Origin of the sequence: Oceanobacillus profundus (assembly GCF_003515705.1) — a bacterium.
GTDB classification, from domain to species: Bacteria; Bacillota; Bacilli; order Bacillales; family Amphibacillaceae; genus Oceanobacillus; species Oceanobacillus profundus.
Genome location: NZ_QWEH01000007.1, coordinates 19,153 through 37,926 on the forward strand (window position 1 = coordinate 19,153; position 18,774 = coordinate 37,926).

The window sequence follows — 18,774 nt, forward strand, 5'->3', positions numbered from 1 at the left end:
CTATCTTATACATCATGATAAGCACTGAAATGTTTTACAATTTCTTTCATATCATCTGCACTCAATTTTCCTAAAGGTGTTTTCGATATGTTGTCAAAAAACGCATAACGATCAAATTGGACATGAGATACTTTATTTAAACCGGAATTAGGACTGTTTTTTATTTCAATCCTATTACTTCTAGAGGTCCCAGTTATTTTTAACCCAAGAGCCTTACCCTTGTCTTCTGAAAGCACAAGAATAAGGACAGGGCGATTTTTGCTGCCCTGTCCATCTTCATATGGGAATTCTAATTTATAGATATAACCTGGCTGCATTACTCATCCTCCATCCAAAATTTATAATTTGGATGGTCTGGTGAGATATTTACTCTCCCAAACTTGTCAACTTGCAAGGGATCTTGATTTTTCAGCTTAGTTACGTCAATTGTTTTAGAAATAGCACTTAACTTACGTGCTTCGGCATCTTCACGAACTTTTCTAGCTGAACGAAGAGTTGAATGATTTACAGAACGTCTACTAGGAGTACTTATAGTCATTTTTTTGCCTCCTTTTTTCTTCAACTGATCACCACCTATTGGATAAACAGTATATGCAATTACATTAAAAAGATACATTATAATTTAACTTTATCAGAAAAAGTCTGCTTTGTCTAAATATTAATAGATACGCAGAAACAAAGTTGTAGAAATGCAGTTTAGGTTTCCATGTCCTTTTTTTGTCTGTTTTCTATTCAAACAATTCTTTAAGGTCTGTGGATTTCATGGCCATAACTTTTCGCTCTCCATCGCTACCAATACATTTAAAGCCATGATCTTTATAGTATTGTTTAAGATCGGTTTTACATTCCAATGCAATTAGTGAAAATCCAATGACTTTGGTTAATTGATAACATTTATTGAGAAAGTGCATTAAGAATTGGGAACCTATTCCTTTATAGAGATCATTATCGCATCTTCCAAAAAAGTGCAACTTTATAGAGGGGTAATCAACATCCTGATCAGTATACATGATGGGGCCCCATTCTTCTATTTCTCTTTCTGTTCCTCTCCGTATGTATTTTGCTAGTTTTGTGTATGCAGCATGCATGGCATAATAACCAATAACCTCACCCGTAGTTTCTTCGATAAAGACAGTTGTACGAGTGAGGTTCATTTCTTCACGTTTTCTTGATTCTTCTATTAAATATCTTTTAACTTTCTCATCCCTGCATTTAAAATTCTCTATTAGTTCCGGTTCAACTTCGAGAACCTTTATCTCTTTTAGGTTCAAAGCGAATAATTCCTTCCTCTTTATTATAGTTTTTGTTAAACATAGCTAATTTTCCTTTTAAATTGCTCAGCCGTCTAAAATCATCTAATGTTGGAGGTGCTTCAATCCAATTTTTCGCACGTTGTAAATCAGCGTCGCTCTCGAACAGAACTTTACCTGAAACATTCTCTTCTCTAAGAACTAATGCTTCTCCCAATTTATTCTCCTCCTTTTCATTACCACTCATACTAATCACCTGCTGTTTTCAGTCTAGTTATTAGTAGAGTTCCCTATATTTAGATTCATTATACCACATTTCCCCTTGTGTGAACGGCTAAATTTGTGGTTTTACTAACTCTGGAGCCTTAACAGTTAACCTTGTACTGAAAACTACGTATAACAATTCTTATACGAAGTTTTCAGTAACTAACAGCCAAGAATCTCCTATTCTCATAATTTAACTCCCCTTTCATGTCAATATAAGTTAACAGGAAAAACTGGCGAACATCTGTTCACTTGACTACCCTCTTTTGACCTTGCTCTAAAATTACATCGTTTTATACGAAGTTTTCATTGCGAGTTTTTAATTTATTTGCTACCTTATATATAATAAGGAGCTGGTAGAGATGACGCCTGAGCAAAAAAGAAGGCTCTTGGATCAGAGTAAACTTCATTTAATCGATTTACCCTGGTATGTGAATGAATATGTTGATTATCGAATTAATGCTAGTGCTAACACGCTCTACAACTATACAAGAGATTACTATAAGTTTTTTGAATGGATGGTTCAGGAAGAATTGCATCCTGGTCCAATGAAGGATGTAGATATTTACACCTTAGAAAAGCTTACAATACAAAACATCATTAGCTACGAAAGATATTGTATAAGAAACAATAATCAAATTGATACAATAGCAAGACGACTCACCTCCCTTAAATCTTTATTTCATTATTTATCTCAGATTGCTGAGGATGAAGAAGGATATCCCTACCTACAGCGTAATGTTATGATGAAAATAAATATTCGCAAAGAACGACTTTCTGATAAGAAAAAAGCTGAAAAAATCGCAAGCAAAATATTAGTTGATGATGAGATAAATGCTTTTCGGCAATTTATACGTGAAGGGTATGGAAGGTATTTAATAAGTAGAGATGAAATACGAAGACATAGTGCTCATACATTCAACAGAGAGCGTAATTTAGCATTAATAAGTTTAATGCTTGGATCCGGATTGAGAATTAGTGAAGCCTTAAGTATTGATGTGGATTCAATTGACTGGAATCGTAGACAAGTGGATATTGTAAGAAAAGGAGACTCCGGTGACATTGCATCATTTAGTGATGTAGCAGCAGAAGATATGAGAAAATATTTGGAAATACGTGAAAAAAGATACCAAATAGATCGAACTAATAAAGCTTTCTTTATCTCCAGGAGAACGGGTAATGGTAAGTCTAATCGCTTAACAGTTAGAGCAGCACAATTAATGATAAAAAACTATGCATCTGCATTCGGTAAAGCAACATTGACCATGCATAAGTTAAGGCATAGCTTTGCTACGAATCATTATAAAATTAATAAGGATCTAGCAATGCTAAAGGAAATACTTAATCATGCAAATGTAGAAACAACAATGATTTATACTTATATATCGGATAAACAAATTGAACAGTCAATAAACAAAGCAGACAGGATCATCTGACTGCTTTGTGATTGATTACATTGTATATGTACTCTCCATTTTCTTCCCATACCTTTTCAAACTCTTCTGAGGAATACCCTTCTTTAGTAAACCTTCCAACTAGTTTGTTTTTTATATGCCAATCAGGAACTGGAGGTATAGTACCTTTACTCTCATTAAGATACCTCATAATAATATCTTTTGTTTTTTCATCTTTAGCATTTATTTTGGAAGCAGATTTTAAATAATCTTTTCTTCTAGATTTGAGAATAGTAGTGATATATGCTCCTACATGTCCCACATTAGTAGAATATTGTTGCATATCTTCAAGAACAGCTTTTAGCTCATCAATTCCAAATATTGTCCAGGCTCTAATTTGTCTATTTGGAATATCATACCCATATTCTTTAATAAGAGGTCTTGCTTTTTCTAAAAATACTTTTATGTCCTCTTCCTTTAGATTACCTCCTAGATCTAAGCTATCTGTAATTTTGATATCAAACTTAATTTTAGCTGTTTTTCTTCCTTCTTTGATTTCTTCAAAGTCGTATGTTAAAACATTTATATCATCAAGCTCTTCTTTTACTCTCATAAGTATTCTTGATTTAAAATGTCCATACTGTTTGTATTTATCTTTAACTCCAAGATGCTCCTTTAATTTGTCTAATTCAAAGGTTCTTTTTCCTATTGGAGCATATTGCTGAAGCAACTCAAATAATCGTATTGTATAGGGGCTTTGCATATTTCCAATTGTAGGGAATGAGTATTTTGTGTAACGTCCTTGCTCGGTTAGGTTGATTAAGTATGGCTTGATTAAATCATTAAATGTTATATGTACCATTCCGCTTCTATATACAATACCTTTAAACCAAGGAAACCACCCTTCTTCATCTTCAGTCTTTATACGAATTCTTTTTCTAGTTAATTCACCAGCCATCTTTTTCACTTTGCTGTGATAACTTTTACTTGATATACCGGCAGCATTAATAAACTCTGTTACTGTAAATGAGACATTAGGAAAATGATCTGGAGACTTATTAATCTTAGCTGCTGCATAACGAATGATTTTATGCTCTGTTGCAGTTAAGTCATCCTCATAAATCGCCTCTACTAAATCATTTGCCTGATAGACTTGTACTCTATTCTCTTTTTTTATCTTTTCGCCCATACAACCAGTCCAATACATTATATTGCTTATTATTATTTCATAATAAAAATAGTAATTCAATAGATTTATTGAAGTCTCACAGATAGGGTACGTGTGATGTTTAACAACTATCACACATTGGGTACTTGTGATGATCTTTGAAGTATCACACATTGGGTATCTGTGATTTTATAAGCAACTATCACAGATTAGGTACCTGTGTTTTATGTAAACTATCACACATTGGGTAATATCCAAATATAGACCCCCTATGTATTACCCGATGTGTGATAGTTATAAACAAATGTAAATCGTTTATACCCCATGTACCCTATCTGTGATAACAAAAAAGCTGTTATAGCAGGAATTATAAGGAAAATAGATTATCCCTATACCCAATGTGTGATAGTAATACCCTATCTGTGATGGTTAACCCCACAAGTGTGATAATTGAGTACCTATTCTGTGATACTTTAATACCCTATCTGTGATCGTTAAACCCTACAAGTGTGATAGATTAGTACCCGATTCGTGATGTTTCGCACCCTATCCGTGATATTTCGACATCACGAACCCTTATACGACAGGGATTACAGCGCCCCTAAATGTATTAAATGATTATATATGTCCTAAATGTTTAATAAAGTCTCTTTTAAAGAGAGTCATATAGTATGTGTCTTTTTTAATATATTTTAATAGAAAAAATTATGATATAATAAGTAAGAGCAATAAAGCAGGGTGATGGCGATTTGCATCCTTTCTCAGCAACATCTATAGAGAAGGGAGGTGATCGCTTTGATAGTTACTTCAGAATTTCTTGTCATTGTGTTAAAAATTATGATAGTTGTCTATCTAATTATGAACACAAAAAATATATCTAAAAGAGATAATATTAAAGATGATGAGAAAAACGAAAAAAAGTAACTCACCCTGCCGCAAGTAGGTTATGAGTTACTTCTCTAATCTGCGAATCGCCATTAACTCTGGCGTTGCTCATTTAGAGTGTTGGTTGCAGCCAGCACTCTTCTTTTATATTTTATTCCTGGTGACTACATTATATACCTAATTTCATTATTCTACAAGAAATTTAAAATGGAATGAATTACCGTGATACAATAGAATTATCAATAAGTGAGATAAAAGTATCATGCTTTTTTTCATTTAACCATTTCATGTAAGCCAATTTATCAGCACCAAATACTCCACTTCGTTTTGATTGATGCACATTTTCTTCAAATTCTTTCCACAGTTGTGTATGTAAATCTGGATAAGAGTGTGCGAATACATTTGTAATAAAAATTGCCTTTTCTATTGTCATGAAGCTAAAGTCCCTTCTAGTTCAAACAAATCCATTTGATTTTCATCTGTTAATGCGGACAGTTTATATAGTAATTTTCCATCCAGTATGCGGTAAACTTGTTTTCCTACAAAATACTCTCCATCCTCTAAAAGAGTTTCATCATCAAGATCTAATTCGTTAAAATAAGTGGGAGGAAGTTCTTCGCCATGTTTGCTTTTGTATCCTTCTTCTAATTCTTCCAGAGCAACATGATCGATTGATATATCCAGACTTATATCTAATGATAAAGAATATTTCCTATTACAAGAATCACAGATTAATTCTTCATTTTCAAAACTTGCAAGTTTTGAAAATGAATCTAAATCATTAACTGTAGAATCATATAAATCTTCAAAATCGATTTTATTTCCACAATGACAATTTACAACTAAATTTCTAGTATTTACTTGACTAATCATAATTCATCTTCCTTTCTAATATCGGAGTGTATTCGAACTACACAACAACTTCTTTACATTCATTGCAGTATATTGTTCCCTTAATGTTCTGTGCCCAATTGTCGTCATTACCGCATTTACAAGGATTAGCATTATCCCATATTAAATCCAATCTTTCATTTAAAGAATTCATATTTACCACCTCTATATGGAGTTTTTAAATAGAAAAATTTATTTGAACTTCGTAATAGTTAAACATCTATTCCAATACTTAGTAAAATCAAATCTTCCATTGCTATTCCATGCACTACTTTTAACTGATTTAGTATATATTTTAGTCTTTCTACTTTTTCATCAATACTATTTTGATAATCAAGAATCCCTAAATCACTTTGCTTACTAACGTAAAAATCCCTTGCTTTTATTAATTGCGGTATTTCAGTCTTTAATTGCAAATACTGGTTATATAATTCCTCTGTCATCCAGCTTTTATTTTGTAATAATCCCATATAATATTCCCCTTTTAGTACGTAGTATCTATCGAATGTTAATTAGAAGTTTATTCGGAAAGTGAATTAAGGTACTCATTAATTGATTCTTCGTGTTTTTGAAATTCTAACTCACATTCCATTGAACATAATGCTTCTTGAATACTCGAACTCGATTCTTCTACTTCATAAACACTCTGGCAATATGCGCATGTTTCCATTAATACGCTCCTTTTCTACTCCGTATTTTTTATCGAATTCGAATTTTATTCGATTTATTAGCTGCTCAATCAAATCGCTCGTGTTTAAACGTCCCATCTTACGACCTCCTTAATTCATCAATCCAATTAATAGCTTGTGATACAACATCACTTATGGAGTCCCCATGAAACTCCGCATCACAATCTACCTGATCATTTGCATAAAACTCCTCAGCAAATAATTGAATGCAAAATCCTCCATAAGCATTGTAAAGATCAAAGTTAAAGTAAATTTGTATATATTTGAGATGCTGTTCTAAGGTTGTTAAATTATGATTATCTCCATCTCTTCTTCTAACGGTATACAATGTCAAAACCCCTTTTCTCTATTTAATTAATTCTTTCTTGATTCATTTTCACTTTCATAACTTTTTATGGCTTCTTCAATCATCCAAGCTTTTCGGTAATCTCCTTCTTCATGTAACTGTTCAACTCTGTAAGACAAACCTTTAACAATATATGCTTTGCCTATTTGAAAACCAAGTGAGAATACAACTATTAAAAGCAAGATGTAATTCATTGTCATTTTAATCATCACCTAAATTAATTTCTTTTCCATCCATTTCATAATAAAACCACATATATTGATTAGCAAAAAACCATTCTTTCATATCTTCTTCAATTTGTGTTCTAGTTGGCTTCTTAGTGTAATGCATTTCTTTTTCCACATTTATTTCATTAACTTCAAATCCAAATTTCACCTTTTCCATTGTGTTTTACTCCTTTAGATTATCTATCAACTTTTTATTCGGACTGTGCAATCGGACAATCTTCTTTAGCCTCAATCTCCCTAAAATTATCGTGATAATCAATATGTGCATATGCGCCACATTTATCACATTTAATAGCTCTTCCATTGTGTAGCGTGTACCATTCATGTCTATACAAATCGCTCACCTCTTGCTTCGTATTTTCTATCAATTACAGATGAAAAGGCCTGAATCACTCAGGCTTCTCATCTTCAACTAAGTCAATTTGAATGTCAGCTTTAAAATTATCGATTGTAACTACTGCATCTTTTGCATCTTTATCTGGAAGTTGTACTGGTAAGATTAAATCTAAATTTCGATCATCACCATTTTCTGTGCGAATTAAGAATGGCTTCATAAAGCTAATGAATTGTAATTTAATTTGCTCTTCCGCATCATAGTGGCTTAATGCATCCATTAGATAACGAATATTGAATCCGATTCGAATATCTTTTCCTTGGCCACGTAGTGGTACAACATCTTCTTCAAATCCTGACTTATCTGCTTCTCTAGACACCATACGCATTTGTCTATCTTCAGCTCGGATAAGAAGTTTAACGGAATTCTCTTGATCGACAAGCATTGCACGCTTGACTAAACTTTGTAAGTCACCAGCCAAGAAGCTTACTTCAGTTACACAATCTTCAGGTACAAGTCTATCTGTATCTGGGAAATTATGATCGATTACTCTTGAACGAATGGTTACACCATTAGAGAACACATAGATAACTTCTTTATCTTTAATGTGAAGCGTTACAGATGAAACTGTGTCATCCAGCTGCTTTTGAACTTCATTTAATGAAGGTGCCGGTACAATTTTGCTGACTTCTTCAAAGTCTTTGTCTAGTTCATAACGCATTTGAGCTAGTCTGTGTGCATCTGTAGCTGCTAAAACAAGATGTCTATCTACAAGTTTATGGTTAACACCAGTTAAGAATGGTCTAACTTCATTAGTAGACGTAGCATAAGTAGTGTTTCTATACATTGCTCTTAAAACATCTGGATGAACTTTAATTTCTACACCACCAAGCTCATTAAAGATAGCTGGATATTCTAAATGGTCTAGAATTTTTAATTCAAATTTAGAGCGGCCTGCACTTAAAACAGCATCTCCTCCATTGATGGATAGCTTAATGTTTTTTCTAGGAAGACTATTAACCATAGATACTAGTTTAGGATCCATAAATACTGCTCCGCCAGATGTTCCATCTAGAATGTCAAAGTTTTTCTTATCCTTTGCTACAACTACTTCTGTAGTAAAGTCACCATTCATTGCACGGCCTACAATTTTTTCCTCATCGAAGAAAATATAAATCCCTTGCTTAATTGGAAGTACACCATTTTTCTCTCTAGAACGATCTAAACGTTTTAAGATGCTTTGCATTACATCTTTTCTTATTTCTACTTCCAATTTTGTTTTAAGTGAATCCTCCACTTGTTCATTTAATTCAACGATTTCTTTTTCAGCAACTGCTGTTGACATTTAAATCTCTCCCTCTTGTTTGTTTTAGATTATTCGAACTACGCAGTGAGCCTAATCCAATTTTTTATTACTACTTTACCCATGCTATATTCAGTTTCAATGAATTCTCTAATACCATTAACGTCCGCAGATGTCTTTATCTTCTTGTTCCTCCTGATAGTTATAGAACCATCACCACCGGTGTTGTTATTCTGATAAGTATAAACAACATGATATTTAAACTCTTTTTTAAAAAACATATTAATCACTTCCTTACTCCGTGTATTATTCGAAATATGGATTTAATCTAAGTCATAGACAACATCTAACAACTCTTTCCCGTCCATTCTTTCTGTAATGGTGTCGACAAAACCTTCGAGTTGATAATACTCTTCATTTGTAATATTCCAGTCAGCAAAATCATCATAAGAATGCCCCGTTGGCGTTCTATCTATTTGCAAAGTTTCTGTTCCTGTTCTTGTCTCCACTTCTATAATTGACATTTCTTTTGTAAGTTTTTTAACAGTTACTCTCATTTTTTCTACTCCTTATTTTTAATTTGTATTTTAATCGGAATATTGATTACTCGAAAACTTCCAACCAAGGATATTCCCGAATAGCCTCCTGCATATCTATATAAGGAATTATAGATTCAATAAAGCCACCAGCTTTTTCAGCAGGTATTATAAATTCTCGATACTTTCTTTCCGAAACAATTACACTAACTCCATCAGTACGATTGACAACATATCCATTTGCCATTGGTATATCGCTCCTTCACATTGAATCCGAATTAATAACATTCTTTTAATTGTTCAATTTCTTCAACTAAACAATTAAGACAAAAGTTATCTTTTCGCCCTTCATTGTTAATATCCACCATTTTATGAATACGAGTATTAAAAGCAAATCTAACTGGTTTTTCAATAATAACTGTATTGAAATGATCTTCACCACAGCAATCACATTTTAATCTATCTTCAGTATCCATTTGACTTCCTCCTTGGCTTGCAAATCATATAAACTCTGAATCAATTAAAGGCACTAATAACAGTCTTTATTAAACTTACAACTCCGTAAAGACTTGCTGTAATCCACCCTACAAGAGCAGCTCCATTAAGTTTTACAGTATACATTTCATCGTAAAAGACTTTTTTTAATAATTTCATAGAACTATTCCTCCGTATTTTCTTTATAATAATGCTTCATTCGTGAGCCAGAAACAGTTCCAATTCTCATTGCAAGCTTATATATAAATAAGCTTTTATCCTTAATCCAGATAGGAATAAGTCTTTTTTTACCTTTTGTATACCAAGCAGATTCACTTAAAGCAAAAAATAAACGAAACTTCCCAACATCTACATACAAGCATTTAACTAATCCATCTGGTGCCTCTTGATCATATCTCCATATATCCAAAACTTATCCACCCCTAGCTTAAAACTATATTTTTTGATTGTTCTTCTCTAAGATTGAGTGCTTGTTTTAAAATAAGCTTGTCACATTCATCATCCTGGAGAATACAATTCATGATATGATGTACTATATTACCCTCATAATCTAATGCATATGGAAAATTCATTTGATAACGCTTGTACCATTCTTTTTGAATAATTTCATTGTGTCTTGTAATTTCTGATCCAAATTTAAGCAATTCATTGTTTGACATATCTGCCACTGATTTCCTCATAACTGTGTTCCTCCAAATATTTCTTTGCTGCATTTAATCCACGAAGATCTGCTGATGTTTCATGCCATTGATGTAGGTAAACATGTTTATTTAAGTCATAAACCATAATCATATGATGATAATGAAACATAATAAGCAAGCTTACATTTTCTATTGCAAGGATACCTGCACGCCATTTTTTCTTTAGAGGTTTTTTATTGTTAAAAGCTCGATCTAAACACTCTGTAATCTGTTTCATAAAACACCTCTACAAATATTTCTTTATTAAATTTCATTTTCTTTTTGATACAAAACATAACCATCTTTGGGATGAATATCTAGCAAGATTTCATTTTTATAATCAGACTTAATTTTTTCTTTAAATTTAAGTGCCTGTTCTTTAGAATCAAAACGGGATATTTTCGTTCGGTTTCTCCAAGTATCTCTCCAATTCAATGGAGGATTTTTAAATAACTCTTTCCATTTCTTATCCATGTTTTTACACCTCATTTTGATTTAAACAACCAAGTCCCTAGAATAAAGCTAGGGCGACTTGGCCTTCTATAACCTGTTCTTTCTTTCTCTTACCTTTATTGTAAGATTTCACATCATCGATAACCTGCATCATCTCATCGAATTTTTCCATATACGCAGCAAGCTCTTGAACAGTTGCTGTACCAGCAGACACTTTATCTTCAAATTCCTTAATTAGACCTTGAGCGATTTTCTTAACAGTTTCCATGCCACCCTCAATAGGGTTAACATCATAAAACTCATAGTCCTCATAGTTTGTGCTCTGCAGCTCCTCATAAGAATGATTTAACCGTTGGAAGCGTTCATGAATTGTATCTACATTATCAAGCTTACCTTCAGATAGAAGCTTCTTAGCAAGTGATTGAAAGCCATCATTAGAATCTGCCATCGAACGTAGTCCTTCTTCAGAGAACTTACCTTGCATAGCCATCGCTGAATCAATCTTTGTTGCAATATGTTCAAGGACCTGGTCTTGAATTGTATTACGATATGAGTATGTTCGTACAATAACGTCCTCTGTTTGCTTGATTCTCCAACTTCTACGTGAAGATTGCATATAATCATATGTGCTGTAATCTAATTGATAGTACATGATATTAGGGAACATTAAGAGATCCAGTCCTACTTTAACCAATTTAGGATTTGTGACAAGAACATCCCAATCATTTTTTTCCATCATTTCTTTTAACCAACGTTCACGGTCTTTAGAAGACTTTGGCATACGTATACCATCATAGGTCCCTGATGATTTTAAAATTCCTACATTATATCCTAATTCTTTTAACTTTTCATAGATATAACTATCTGTAGCATTGAATGAATTAGCACCAGTAAACTTTGTATAAACTAAACATTTTCTGTTTTTCGTATAAACTTCTTCATCAATATCTCGCAGCATACGCTGGAACTTAGCTGGGACAAAAGAATCTGCCTCAAATGAGTGTGGAGTTGCAATTACATAGTCATTTCCAAGATCATCAAAGCTATTGATTTCAGGAATATTGAATGGTAAATCTGAGTATTGACTCATTAGATTTATATAAGTTGAAACGTATTTCATACCAGACCCTGAAAAAGCATTTGTACCAATTAAGCTAGTCATATGTTGGTCTAATCGATCATATTCAATACGATGTTCATTATCCATTTCAATGAAGATTGGCTCTTCACGATACGGTGGTAGTGCATATCCTAAATCACTTAATTCTAAGAATGCACAGTTACGCATTAAGTACCTTGGGAATAGATGAGGTGATAGACCAGGCTTTTTAGCTGAACCTGATTGTCTTCTGTTATCATCGTCACCAACATATTTCTTCTCGAAAACACCATATTTTTTAGTGAAAAGAGATTCATCGGAATATCGGATACCCTCTTTTAACAATCTGCTAGGATCCAATCTAGCTAAAAGGTAAAATATATCAGAAGCCATACCACCCATTAACGTACCAGTCAACAGAATTTGTTTTTCTGTATGATTAATTAATTGTCCAAAAGCTTGAGCGATTGAGGAATCTCCTGATTTATATTCATGCACTTCATCAGCAATTAAGTATTGGAAGAACCCTCTACGTAAGAATTTATTAATTGCCCATGCAGGAGAAACTTTTCTCTTCTTCGAATCCGCTTCTAGCTTTTCAGGCTCCCATAAAACATAGCCACATTTTTGTGTTTCAGCATTTTTATCTTTAACTTTATGCTTCGGTAAAGTCTTTACAGGAACAGCATTTTGACAAACATAGTTAACAGATTTTCTAACACGTGGTGTCCATTTACGTCCAGAACGCTGTTCAAAGAATCGTTGTCCAGATGGTACATCTTTCTTTTCATATAGAACTCCACCACATTCTGGGCAGTGATATCCAGTTTCAGTTGGTGCTAAGACTGTCTGCTCATATCCATTTGCAAAATGAGATTCTTTTTCGAAGCGGACACGAGGTGGCTTATCTTCAAATACTCCATTCTCATTAAAGTCTGCTTTATATTGAGAGTAATAAGCTTTCGCATCTTCCGAAGAATATCTCCAATCTTTAATTGGGAGCATTGGATATGTGTATTTAGGCAGATCACTATTCATAACATAGTACTCAATCTTATTTGGCCTGTATGGCTGATTCTTTAATTTTAATACATCTGTATAGTGAGCAATTTCATAAACTTCACAATTAGGAATTCGCTCTTTAATTTCACGTTTCCACTTTTCAACCATAATACTTGGTGAAAAGACCAGTGCTCGATATGGTTTAACAGAACCATCATGACTGCGTACTGATTGTGTCACATAAGGAGCCACCATACCCAGAGGGGTTTTTCCGGCGCCCATTTCACCTACTATAAAGCAGTAATCATCTTCTTTTAACGTGTTAGCTACTCCCATTACAGTATCTGCTTGTGGCGGGAATAGACCAGTTATACCGTTCTGATTAGCTGTTAGATTCACATCTTTAAAAGCTGGGCTATGCCTGTCTTTATGTGGATCAAAACGAAGAGCAATATTCTGTTGAATACATTCAGCTAAATCTCCTGCAAAATGGCTTAAGTATTGATCAATTGATTCTAGCTTTGATAACACTTCTTCTTGTGTATCATCTTCTAGGAGTGCAAAATCTAATTCATATGATTGTATTCCATTTGTAATGATATTTTCAAGCTGCTCATCAGTAACCCTTAATAGACCAGCTTGGATAGGGGATTCATTACCAAACGTATATACAGATAAATACTCAAAATACTCATTTTCAATCATTTCATCTACAATGTACTCTTTCCATTCTTCAATCATAGGAGTACCATAACGATCATTTAAAATTTTGTAGATTTGAGAATACATGTCACCATCCCAAGCAATAATGAATTCTGCTAAGTCATGAGGTAATTTTTGACCAGGTGCTGGATGGCCATTTGTTTCAATCCACTGAAAACGTTCACTCGTTTTTTCTTCAATGCTTTTAGAAACAATCAAAGCATGAGAGATATCATCAATTCTTTGAGTATGAACCGTATACTTTTTCTTCTTTGTTTCGGTAAATGCTCGAATTCTTTTGTGATTTTTGTCAAATCGATATCCTTCTGCTCGATGAATCTCTGCAGTTTTATTTCCATCATTAAATAACCATGCAATTTGTTCTACTTTTGATGGACTGCCACTAATGCTAGCTAAATAAATGTGATCTGTATTGTTTATAGTTGAACTAATTATTAAATCTGTATAAGCTGTTGTTCGAATACCGTATCGGTTTGACCCATACATGCCAATTTCATAAAGCTCATCTGAATGAAATGTAGTCACAAAAAATCCTCCTTTTTTATTTACATTAATTTATGGAAATTGCCGCTATAATCAAGATATTTTACTGTAATATCATAAAAGTCTCTTACTTTTGTAGTTGTTTCACCATCTTCATCTTCTTCAATTGTTTCTCTAACTCGCTTTTGAGCTGTTCCTTTTACAAGATGCTGGTTTTCCCCTTTGCCAATAAATCCATTCAAATGACCTGATGTTAAGAGAAGCATAATATGCCCTTTATGCAAGGCAGTTGGAGCAATTGGATTATCTTCTGTTAATACTTGAGAATAACTCTCTTGATAATTATTAATCAAATTACTTTTGTTTAATGCTCCCAAAACTTCTTGGGGTGTAATTGGACCAATACGGAACATCTCAACTGCATCTTTTGATTGTGTTGGTACAATATAAGAAGCAGCTGCTTGTGGTGAAATTTCCTCAATTTCACGATAGGATGTTAATTTAGTCTCAGCAAGTTGATAACCTTTGGTTCGATCAATTTTTCCATATTTATTTAATCGCTTTTTAGCAAGAATAATACATTTGTGAGTATAACTATACTCATCTTCCTCCAATCTAATAATCCGAATATCTTCATACTGATTAGCTAAACGTAATGTTATAGCAGTGTCTATCATCTCTTTTGGAGTAATCATCACAAGAATCCCTCCAGGCATTAGCTGATCCGTTGCCTTTGCGAGTAAAAAGTTATCTTCACGTTCAAATGTAATGCGCTTCTCTTTCTCTTTTAACACACGTCTAAATGCTAATTTGCGTTCTTTTACAGCCTTTTCCACTTTCCTCTCAATCTCTTCTGACTGTTTTTTTAATTCTTCTTTACTAATATTTTCAATACCTAAATCAATTTGGTCCACATCTATATTTTGTCTAACCTTCTCCAATCTTTCTCGTTCTTCAGCTTCAAAGTCGGGCTCAACCAAGTCATCAACTGAAGAAAAAATTTCATCAGTAACTACTTTATTAATAAACGGATCTACAATAGCAAGTGAAAAGGCTTCTTTTGAGATACGAGATTCTGCCTTATAATGTGAATGAGACACCTTTTCAAAGTCTCCACTATCATTCATGGATTCTGCAAGATACAATTCATTTGTAGCTCCATATAAATGCTTATTACCTTCATGCTTCTTAGTTAAAAGCTTAATAGTTTCTCCATTACGTGCACGATAATCAACAGCAGTTATTGGTTGATTCTTCGGAAAATCGAGGTACATGGATAAAATCTTTGTAGCATAATTACTCAATGGTCTATTCAAATCGTAATGCATTTCAAATTCCCCCTTTTTTATTTATAAACAATATATTGCTTCAAATCTTGAATAACCGCATCAATTAAAGCGATAGGAACACCGGCATTAATAAATCCGAAAACATGCTTTAGTTTACGTCCATGATAAGATTTCTTATCAACAAAAATATCTCTAAATTCAGAAGGGCTATCTTTCTTTTCCGTTTCTGTAATAACAAAAGGAACAGGTGAGCTTAATTCATAAAATGAATCAGACTGAAGCTCAAAACGAACCAATACTCGATACCAACTCCCTTCGATATTGAAACGTTTATTCAAAATTTGAAACTTATTAGATGCCCTGTGATCACGGTACCAGCCTGCTTGAATCATATTGGGAAAAGTACCCTTATGAATATCTTTAAGTTTAACAGGTGATGATAAATATAAATAAGCTGTAGCTAAATCCATCATTGTCTAACACTCCTATAATGTAATGCATTACATATTATAACATGAAAATAGCGATCTGCGAACAAAAATCCACAAATCGCTAAAGAATTTAAGAGTATGCTATGAATTTTTCAGTTTTCCTGCCATATCCTCAATAAGATCTTGTGCGCTTTTATATCCTTTTGGATTAATTTTCATATTATAGTATGCAAATGATAAAACTGTTTCGATCAGTTGTGATTTTGTAATAGGATTACCACCATTTTTCCTATTCTGTTTACTAAAATTAGATAAAAAATCATTTAAATCATAATTGTATAATTGCAAGTTAGTAGCAATTGGCATGATACCATAAGCTTCTTCACTTGCATCTGGATGTTTCACTTGTATTGCTTTACTAGGTAATTTGCTTGACTCCACTTCAATTGTTTGACTTTGTATAGGTTCTACTGCAGGTTTAGTTTCTGCTTTATTCACCTGTACTGTAGGTTGTATTACAGCAGATCCTTGTTGATGTGCTTGTCTTAGTAAGTCTTTTGCTCCCATAATCACTCCTCCTATCGTTATGTATTATTTAATCATACCTAACGATTTAAAAGCAACTTTTTGTAAGGAAATATATTGTGTTATAATTTATACAGGCTGTGGTATATTTTGATTTTGTGTATTACTTTGGTTGAGAAGTGCTTGCAGTCTATTCTCTACAGCCATGAGTTCTTCTAACGATAGTTCGTGGAAATTAGAAAACGGTCGGACTGATTGTGCACACACATTTTGTAAGTATTCTCCTGTATATCCTAATTGATTTAATTGTATAATAAGATTATTAACATGGTTATCATGCTGCTGTCGTTGTTTTCTTGCTTCTTCTACATATTGCACTTTTTCCATTTCTTCCTTAGAAGCAGAATTAGAATGATATCCAAGGTTATCTAAAGCTCGGCCAACTGCAGATTCTTCCGCATTTTCTACCCAAGCATTTCGGTCTGCACCATTTCCACCGGCAATTGATAAAGAGTATCCAGCAGCATCAGATTTTGCTAAGATTGCAATGGAAGACATAATTGTTCCAGCATTTTGTTGTGTTGCCTTTTGCGCTATATTCGATATACTTTCTATTGCTTCAACAGATAATTCATCTCTTACCTTTTTGTCTTTCCATATAAGAGCTCCAATTAATGCGTAATTGAAGGACTGAGTTGGATCTGACAAGAACATAGGTAAAATAAGGCTGTCAGGAAAATCATTTTTTAATCGTGATTTTCTTTCTTTGACTGTTTCATAGTTTTCTAATTTCTTGGCCATATCTATTCTCCTTTTGTATATTCTGATATATCTTTAATGCGACCAGATTTAACAGGATCGTTTTCACGTACTAACTTAGCGATAGATATTAGAGCTGACTCCGCTGTGTTACTACCAATTCCGTTCGCAAAATCCGTAACAATATCATGAATATCATTTACTCTTAGTAAATGCTCTCCAACATGATTGCAATAAATGGCTTTATCAAAATCCTTACGGGAATATTGAATTAAGGATGCACCATTAATGGTTTTGTGATAATCAAATGGAATGTTATTCTTTTTCAAAAAAACTGGAAATGTATTTGTTAAATAACCTGATTTGACTGCTACTAAGCCATTATTGCGAACAATAGATTTAGTAGAATGGCTCTTTTCAATTGCAGATAAATATGTTTCCAATACTTCTGTTATATAAATTTCTGGAAAAATGATTAAATGATTCATATTAAAAATCTCCTTATGTCTGAAAAGCTGTTGTAAGTTGCTGATCGTATCTTGCTTGCCTAAGTTTTTCTTTAATTGCATCATAAGATACTACCATTAAATCGGATATTTGACGAATATATAAATCTAACTCTATAGGATCCTGGATCGTTAAAAGAACACCGATTATCTTGCTCAAACGCTCCTGTTGGGTTTGATTGATTTCATTGTAATGGTAAAGAATATTTTCTTGTGTTTCCTTATACACTTTAGTTATCTTATATTGACTTATTGGCTGTGTAAATTTATGAATATGATTTAATAAGCTTTCATTATAGTAGCCAAAAGAGATACATAAAGAATCAGGATCCATACCATTTTCTAATGGATAGATAAATGTCTCAATATTATGTGCAGCTAATAGCTTATCATCTCTTTCTGCAGCTATTATACCAGCTGGGTCCAGTTTGTTATCGTAAGGTTTTTTATCCTTACTTCTAGCCCATTACAGACTAGCTCGGCATATCTCTTCACCCACATCACTATATGTTTGGGTGGTGCGGCCTCGTGCCAGGATTATAGTCTGTTACTACAGGTTCACCTGGTATGCTCTGCCCCTGACTAAATCTTTACATTTAGCCTTCGGTTCGGGTTGCCCTTTCAATCAGGGAGGGTTTTCCCGCTTAGTTCCGCACTTATAATTCAACTAATTTCTTAATTGAACGGCAACACTTCATTATCGGTTAATAAGCGAAATAAATCGTTCACGTTTCCTTGGAAGAGAAAAAGTTGAATCCTTATAAACATAATTATAAAACTTTAAAGCATTTCCTCTACCGCAATACTTTAAGTTATATATATTATCTCCATTTTTCTTTCTCTTAGTAAACTTTACGTTTGGATTTAAACCAGCTTCTTGAAGGTGACTTCTAATGTTTGAAAGTAAATTGTAAGTTCCGTCCACTGAGTAATGCCACATTCTTTTTCAATTTCAGGATTCCTACATCCATTTAAGTACATTTCAATAATCTTTTTTTCAATCTCTGGCTTAATTTTATTCCGTGTCAATTTATCTCATCCT

31 protein-coding genes are annotated in these 18,774 nt (G+C 33.3%); 1 reads left to right on the forward strand and 30 read right to left on the reverse strand.

Going from position 1 to position 18,774, the window contains the following annotated elements; translation table 11 throughout:
* Positions 1 to 5: 5 nt before the first annotated feature.
* The 4 genes from D1B32_RS11515 to D1B32_RS11530 form a co-directional block, all read right to left on the reverse strand.
* Positions 6 to 317: a type II toxin-antitoxin system PemK/MazF family toxin gene (locus D1B32_RS11515; protein WP_118889419.1), complete on the reverse strand. Its 312-nt coding sequence runs from the start codon at positions 315 to 317 to the stop codon at positions 6 to 8.
* A complete protein-coding gene (locus D1B32_RS11520; RefSeq protein ID WP_118889420.1) occupies positions 317 to 562 on the reverse strand; it encodes a hypothetical protein in 246 nt (81 codons plus the stop codon). Before D1B32_RS11520 ends, D1B32_RS11515 begins: the two co-directional genes overlap by 1 nt.
* A 166-nt stretch (positions 563 to 728) precedes the next feature.
* A complete protein-coding gene (locus D1B32_RS11525; RefSeq protein ID WP_118889421.1) occupies positions 729 to 1,271 on the reverse strand; it encodes a hypothetical protein in 543 nt (180 codons plus the stop codon).
* A complete protein-coding gene (locus D1B32_RS11530) occupies positions 1,237 to 1,467 on the reverse strand; it encodes a hypothetical protein (protein ID WP_147379900.1) in 231 nt (76 codons plus the stop codon). Before D1B32_RS11530 ends, D1B32_RS11525 begins: the two co-directional genes overlap by 35 nt.
* A gap of 409 nt (positions 1,468 to 1,876) precedes the next feature.
* Here D1B32_RS11530 and xerS point away from each other — a divergent pair, with 409 nt between their 5' ends.
* Entirely contained in the window at positions 1,877 to 2,950 is a 1,074-nt protein-coding gene (xerS, locus tag D1B32_RS11535; RefSeq protein ID WP_118889423.1) for a tyrosine recombinase XerS, read from the forward strand.
* Here the strand turns inward: xerS and D1B32_RS11540 are convergent.
* The 26 genes from D1B32_RS11540 to D1B32_RS23760 all read right to left on the reverse strand — a co-directional run bounded on the left by D1B32_RS11540 (position 2,943) and on the right by D1B32_RS23760 (position 18,761).
* Positions 2,943 to 4,097, reverse strand: coding sequence for a replication initiation protein (locus D1B32_RS11540; RefSeq protein ID WP_158586249.1), 1,155 nt, complete (start codon positions 4,095 to 4,097; stop codon positions 2,943 to 2,945). The two genes, xerS and D1B32_RS11540, sit on opposite strands and share 8 nt — an antisense overlap.
* A 1,081-nt stretch (positions 4,098 to 5,178) precedes the next feature.
* Positions 5,179 to 5,394 carry a hypothetical protein gene (locus D1B32_RS11545; protein ID WP_118889425.1) on the reverse strand — a complete coding sequence of 72 codons (216 nt, stop codon included), beginning with the start codon at positions 5,392 to 5,394 and terminating at the stop codon, positions 5,179 to 5,181.
* Positions 5,391 to 5,834 carry a hypothetical protein gene (locus tag D1B32_RS11550; protein WP_118889426.1) on the reverse strand — a complete coding sequence of 148 codons (444 nt, stop codon included), beginning with the start codon at positions 5,832 to 5,834 and terminating at the stop codon, positions 5,391 to 5,393. The genes D1B32_RS11545 and D1B32_RS11550 overlap by 4 nt, the downstream gene beginning before the upstream one ends.
* Before the next feature lie 230 nt (positions 5,835 to 6,064).
* The gene (locus tag D1B32_RS11555) at positions 6,065 to 6,322 is read right to left on the reverse strand and encodes a hypothetical protein (RefSeq protein ID WP_118889427.1); all 258 of its coding nucleotides are present in this window, start codon (positions 6,320 to 6,322) and stop codon (positions 6,065 to 6,067) included.
* Positions 6,323 to 6,487: 165 nt separating this feature from the next.
* A complete protein-coding gene (locus tag D1B32_RS24440; RefSeq protein WP_262366394.1) occupies positions 6,488 to 6,619 on the reverse strand; it encodes a hypothetical protein in 132 nt (43 codons plus the stop codon).
* Position 6,620: 1 nt separating this feature from the next.
* Complete coding sequence (locus D1B32_RS11560; RefSeq protein ID WP_118889428.1) at positions 6,621 to 6,869, reverse strand: hypothetical protein; 249 nt, start codon at positions 6,867 to 6,869, stop codon at positions 6,621 to 6,623.
* 26 nt (positions 6,870 to 6,895) lie between these two features.
* On the reverse strand, positions 6,896 to 7,087 hold the full coding sequence (locus D1B32_RS11565) for a hypothetical protein (protein WP_118889429.1): 192 nt from the start codon (positions 7,085 to 7,087) through the stop codon (positions 6,896 to 6,898).
* 1 nt (position 7,088) lies between these two features.
* Positions 7,089 to 7,271 carry a hypothetical protein gene (locus D1B32_RS11570; protein ID WP_118889430.1) on the reverse strand — a complete coding sequence of 61 codons (183 nt, stop codon included), beginning with the start codon at positions 7,269 to 7,271 and terminating at the stop codon, positions 7,089 to 7,091.
* Positions 7,272 to 7,305: 34 nt separating this feature from the next.
* Entirely contained in the window at positions 7,306 to 7,449 is a 144-nt protein-coding gene (locus tag D1B32_RS23750) for a hypothetical protein (RefSeq protein ID WP_158586250.1), read from the reverse strand.
* A 54-nt stretch (positions 7,450 to 7,503) separates the two neighbouring features.
* On the reverse strand, positions 7,504 to 8,793 hold the full coding sequence (gene dnaN / locus D1B32_RS11575) for a DNA polymerase III subunit beta (protein WP_118889431.1): 1,290 nt from the start codon (positions 8,791 to 8,793) through the stop codon (positions 7,504 to 7,506).
* A gap of 281 nt (positions 8,794 to 9,074) precedes the next feature.
* Complete coding sequence (locus D1B32_RS11585) at positions 9,075 to 9,308, reverse strand: hypothetical protein (RefSeq protein ID WP_118889433.1); 234 nt, start codon at positions 9,306 to 9,308, stop codon at positions 9,075 to 9,077.
* 46 nt (positions 9,309 to 9,354) lie between these two features.
* Entirely contained in the window at positions 9,355 to 9,534 is a 180-nt protein-coding gene (locus tag D1B32_RS11590) for a hypothetical protein (RefSeq protein WP_118889434.1), read from the reverse strand.
* A gap of 31 nt (positions 9,535 to 9,565) precedes the next feature.
* Positions 9,566 to 9,763, reverse strand: a complete 198-nt coding sequence (locus tag D1B32_RS11595; protein WP_118889435.1) for a hypothetical protein — start codon at positions 9,761 to 9,763, stop codon at positions 9,566 to 9,568.
* A gap of 40 nt (positions 9,764 to 9,803) precedes the next feature.
* Entirely contained in the window at positions 9,804 to 9,941 is a 138-nt protein-coding gene (locus tag D1B32_RS23755; protein WP_158586251.1) for a hypothetical protein, read from the reverse strand.
* A gap of 4 nt (positions 9,942 to 9,945) precedes the next feature.
* Positions 9,946 to 10,191, reverse strand: coding sequence for a hypothetical protein (locus D1B32_RS11600; protein WP_118889436.1), 246 nt, complete (start codon positions 10,189 to 10,191; stop codon positions 9,946 to 9,948).
* A 13-nt stretch (positions 10,192 to 10,204) separates the two neighbouring features.
* Positions 10,205 to 10,462 carry a hypothetical protein gene (locus D1B32_RS11605; protein WP_147379901.1) on the reverse strand — a complete coding sequence of 86 codons (258 nt, stop codon included), beginning with the start codon at positions 10,460 to 10,462 and terminating at the stop codon, positions 10,205 to 10,207.
* Positions 10,428 to 10,700 (reverse strand): hypothetical protein, encoded by a 273-nt coding sequence (locus D1B32_RS11610; protein ID WP_118889438.1) that lies wholly within the window; start codon positions 10,698 to 10,700, stop codon positions 10,428 to 10,430. The genes D1B32_RS11605 and D1B32_RS11610 overlap by 35 nt, the downstream gene beginning before the upstream one ends.
* Positions 10,701 to 10,726: 26 nt before the next feature.
* A complete protein-coding gene (locus D1B32_RS11615) occupies positions 10,727 to 10,936 on the reverse strand; it encodes a hypothetical protein (protein WP_118889439.1) in 210 nt (69 codons plus the stop codon).
* A 37-nt stretch (positions 10,937 to 10,973) separates the two neighbouring features.
* Positions 10,974 to 14,264, reverse strand: a complete 3,291-nt coding sequence (locus D1B32_RS11620) for a DEAD/DEAH box helicase family protein (RefSeq protein WP_118889440.1) — start codon at positions 14,262 to 14,264, stop codon at positions 10,974 to 10,976.
* A gap of 20 nt (positions 14,265 to 14,284) precedes the next feature.
* Positions 14,285 to 15,550: a hypothetical protein gene (locus D1B32_RS11625; RefSeq protein ID WP_118889441.1), complete on the reverse strand. Its 1,266-nt coding sequence runs from the start codon at positions 15,548 to 15,550 to the stop codon at positions 14,285 to 14,287.
* 17 nt (positions 15,551 to 15,567) lie between these two features.
* The gene (locus D1B32_RS11630) at positions 15,568 to 15,984 is read right to left on the reverse strand and encodes a hypothetical protein (RefSeq protein ID WP_118889442.1); all 417 of its coding nucleotides are present in this window, start codon (positions 15,982 to 15,984) and stop codon (positions 15,568 to 15,570) included.
* A gap of 99 nt (positions 15,985 to 16,083) precedes the next feature.
* Positions 16,084 to 16,509, reverse strand: a complete 426-nt coding sequence (locus D1B32_RS11635) for a hypothetical protein (RefSeq protein ID WP_118889443.1) — start codon at positions 16,507 to 16,509, stop codon at positions 16,084 to 16,086.
* Between the two features lie 87 nt (positions 16,510 to 16,596).
* Positions 16,597 to 17,268 (reverse strand): hypothetical protein, encoded by a 672-nt coding sequence (locus tag D1B32_RS11640; protein WP_118889444.1) that lies wholly within the window; start codon positions 17,266 to 17,268, stop codon positions 16,597 to 16,599.
* A 2-nt stretch (positions 17,269 to 17,270) separates the two neighbouring features.
* Positions 17,271 to 17,714: a hypothetical protein gene (locus D1B32_RS11645; RefSeq protein ID WP_118889445.1), complete on the reverse strand. Its 444-nt coding sequence runs from the start codon at positions 17,712 to 17,714 to the stop codon at positions 17,271 to 17,273.
* Positions 17,715 to 17,727: 13 nt separating this feature from the next.
* The gene (locus tag D1B32_RS24145; protein WP_205126983.1) at positions 17,728 to 17,892 is read right to left on the reverse strand and encodes a hypothetical protein; all 165 of its coding nucleotides are present in this window, start codon (positions 17,890 to 17,892) and stop codon (positions 17,728 to 17,730) included.
* Between the two features lie 704 nt (positions 17,893 to 18,596).
* Entirely contained in the window at positions 18,597 to 18,761 is a 165-nt protein-coding gene (locus D1B32_RS23760; protein WP_158586252.1) for a hypothetical protein, read from the reverse strand.
* Positions 18,762 to 18,774 lie beyond the last annotated feature (13 nt).

Coding starts and splice junctions, on each gene's coding strand:
- D1B32_RS11565 (WP_118889429.1), bottom strand. CDS start 7,087: ATGACAATGAATTACATCTTGCTTTTAATAGTTGTATTCTCACTTGGT.
- D1B32_RS11640 (WP_118889444.1), bottom strand. CDS start 17,268: ATGGCCAAGAAATTAGAAAACTATGAAACAGTCAAAGAAAGAAAATCA.
- D1B32_RS11645 (WP_118889445.1), bottom strand. CDS start 17,714: ATGAATCATTTAATCATTTTTCCAGAAATTTATATAACAGAAGTATTG.
- D1B32_RS11590 (WP_118889434.1), bottom strand. CDS start 9,534: ATGGCAAATGGATATGTTGTCAATCGTACTGATGGAGTTAGTGTAATT.
- D1B32_RS11545 (WP_118889425.1), bottom strand. CDS start 5,394: ATGACAATAGAAAAGGCAATTTTTATTACAAATGTATTCGCACACTCT.
- D1B32_RS23755 (WP_158586251.1), bottom strand. CDS start 9,941: ATGAAATTATTAAAAAAAGTCTTTTACGATGAAATGTATACTGTAAAA.
- D1B32_RS11635 (WP_118889443.1), bottom strand. CDS start 16,509: ATGGGAGCAAAAGACTTACTAAGACAAGCACATCAACAAGGATCTGCT.
- D1B32_RS11570 (WP_118889430.1), bottom strand. CDS start 7,271: ATGGAAAAGGTGAAATTTGGATTTGAAGTTAATGAAATAAATGTGGAA.
- D1B32_RS11625 (WP_118889441.1), bottom strand. CDS start 15,550: ATGCATTACGATTTGAATAGACCATTGAGTAATTATGCTACAAAGATT.
- D1B32_RS11515 (WP_118889419.1), bottom strand. CDS start 317: ATGCAGCCAGGTTATATCTATAAATTAGAATTCCCATATGAAGATGGA.
- dnaN (WP_118889431.1), bottom strand. CDS start 8,793: ATGTCAACAGCAGTTGCTGAAAAAGAAATCGTTGAATTAAATGAACAA.
- xerS (WP_118889423.1), top strand. CDS start 1,877: ATGACGCCTGAGCAAAAAAGAAGGCTCTTGGATCAGAGTAAACTTCAT.
- D1B32_RS11540 (WP_158586249.1), bottom strand. CDS start 4,097: ATGGGCGAAAAGATAAAAAAAGAGAATAGAGTACAAGTCTATCAGGCA.
- D1B32_RS11550 (WP_118889426.1), bottom strand. CDS start 5,834: ATGATTAGTCAAGTAAATACTAGAAATTTAGTTGTAAATTGTCATTGT.
- D1B32_RS11595 (WP_118889435.1), bottom strand. CDS start 9,763: ATGGATACTGAAGATAGATTAAAATGTGATTGCTGTGGTGAAGATCAT.
- D1B32_RS11555 (WP_118889427.1), bottom strand. CDS start 6,322: ATGGGATTATTACAAAATAAAAGCTGGATGACAGAGGAATTATATAAC.
- D1B32_RS11605 (WP_147379901.1), bottom strand. CDS start 10,462: ATGAGGAAATCAGTGGCAGATATGTCAAACAATGAATTGCTTAAATTT.
- D1B32_RS11630 (WP_118889442.1), bottom strand. CDS start 15,984: ATGATGGATTTAGCTACAGCTTATTTATATTTATCATCACCTGTTAAA.
- D1B32_RS11585 (WP_118889433.1), bottom strand. CDS start 9,308: ATGAGAGTAACTGTTAAAAAACTTACAAAAGAAATGTCAATTATAGAA.
- D1B32_RS11615 (WP_118889439.1), bottom strand. CDS start 10,936: ATGGATAAGAAATGGAAAGAGTTATTTAAAAATCCTCCATTGAATTGG.
- D1B32_RS24440 (WP_262366394.1), bottom strand. CDS start 6,619: ATGGGACGTTTAAACACGAGCGATTTGATTGAGCAGCTAATAAATCGA.
- D1B32_RS11610 (WP_118889438.1), bottom strand. CDS start 10,700: ATGAAACAGATTACAGAGTGTTTAGATCGAGCTTTTAACAATAAAAAA.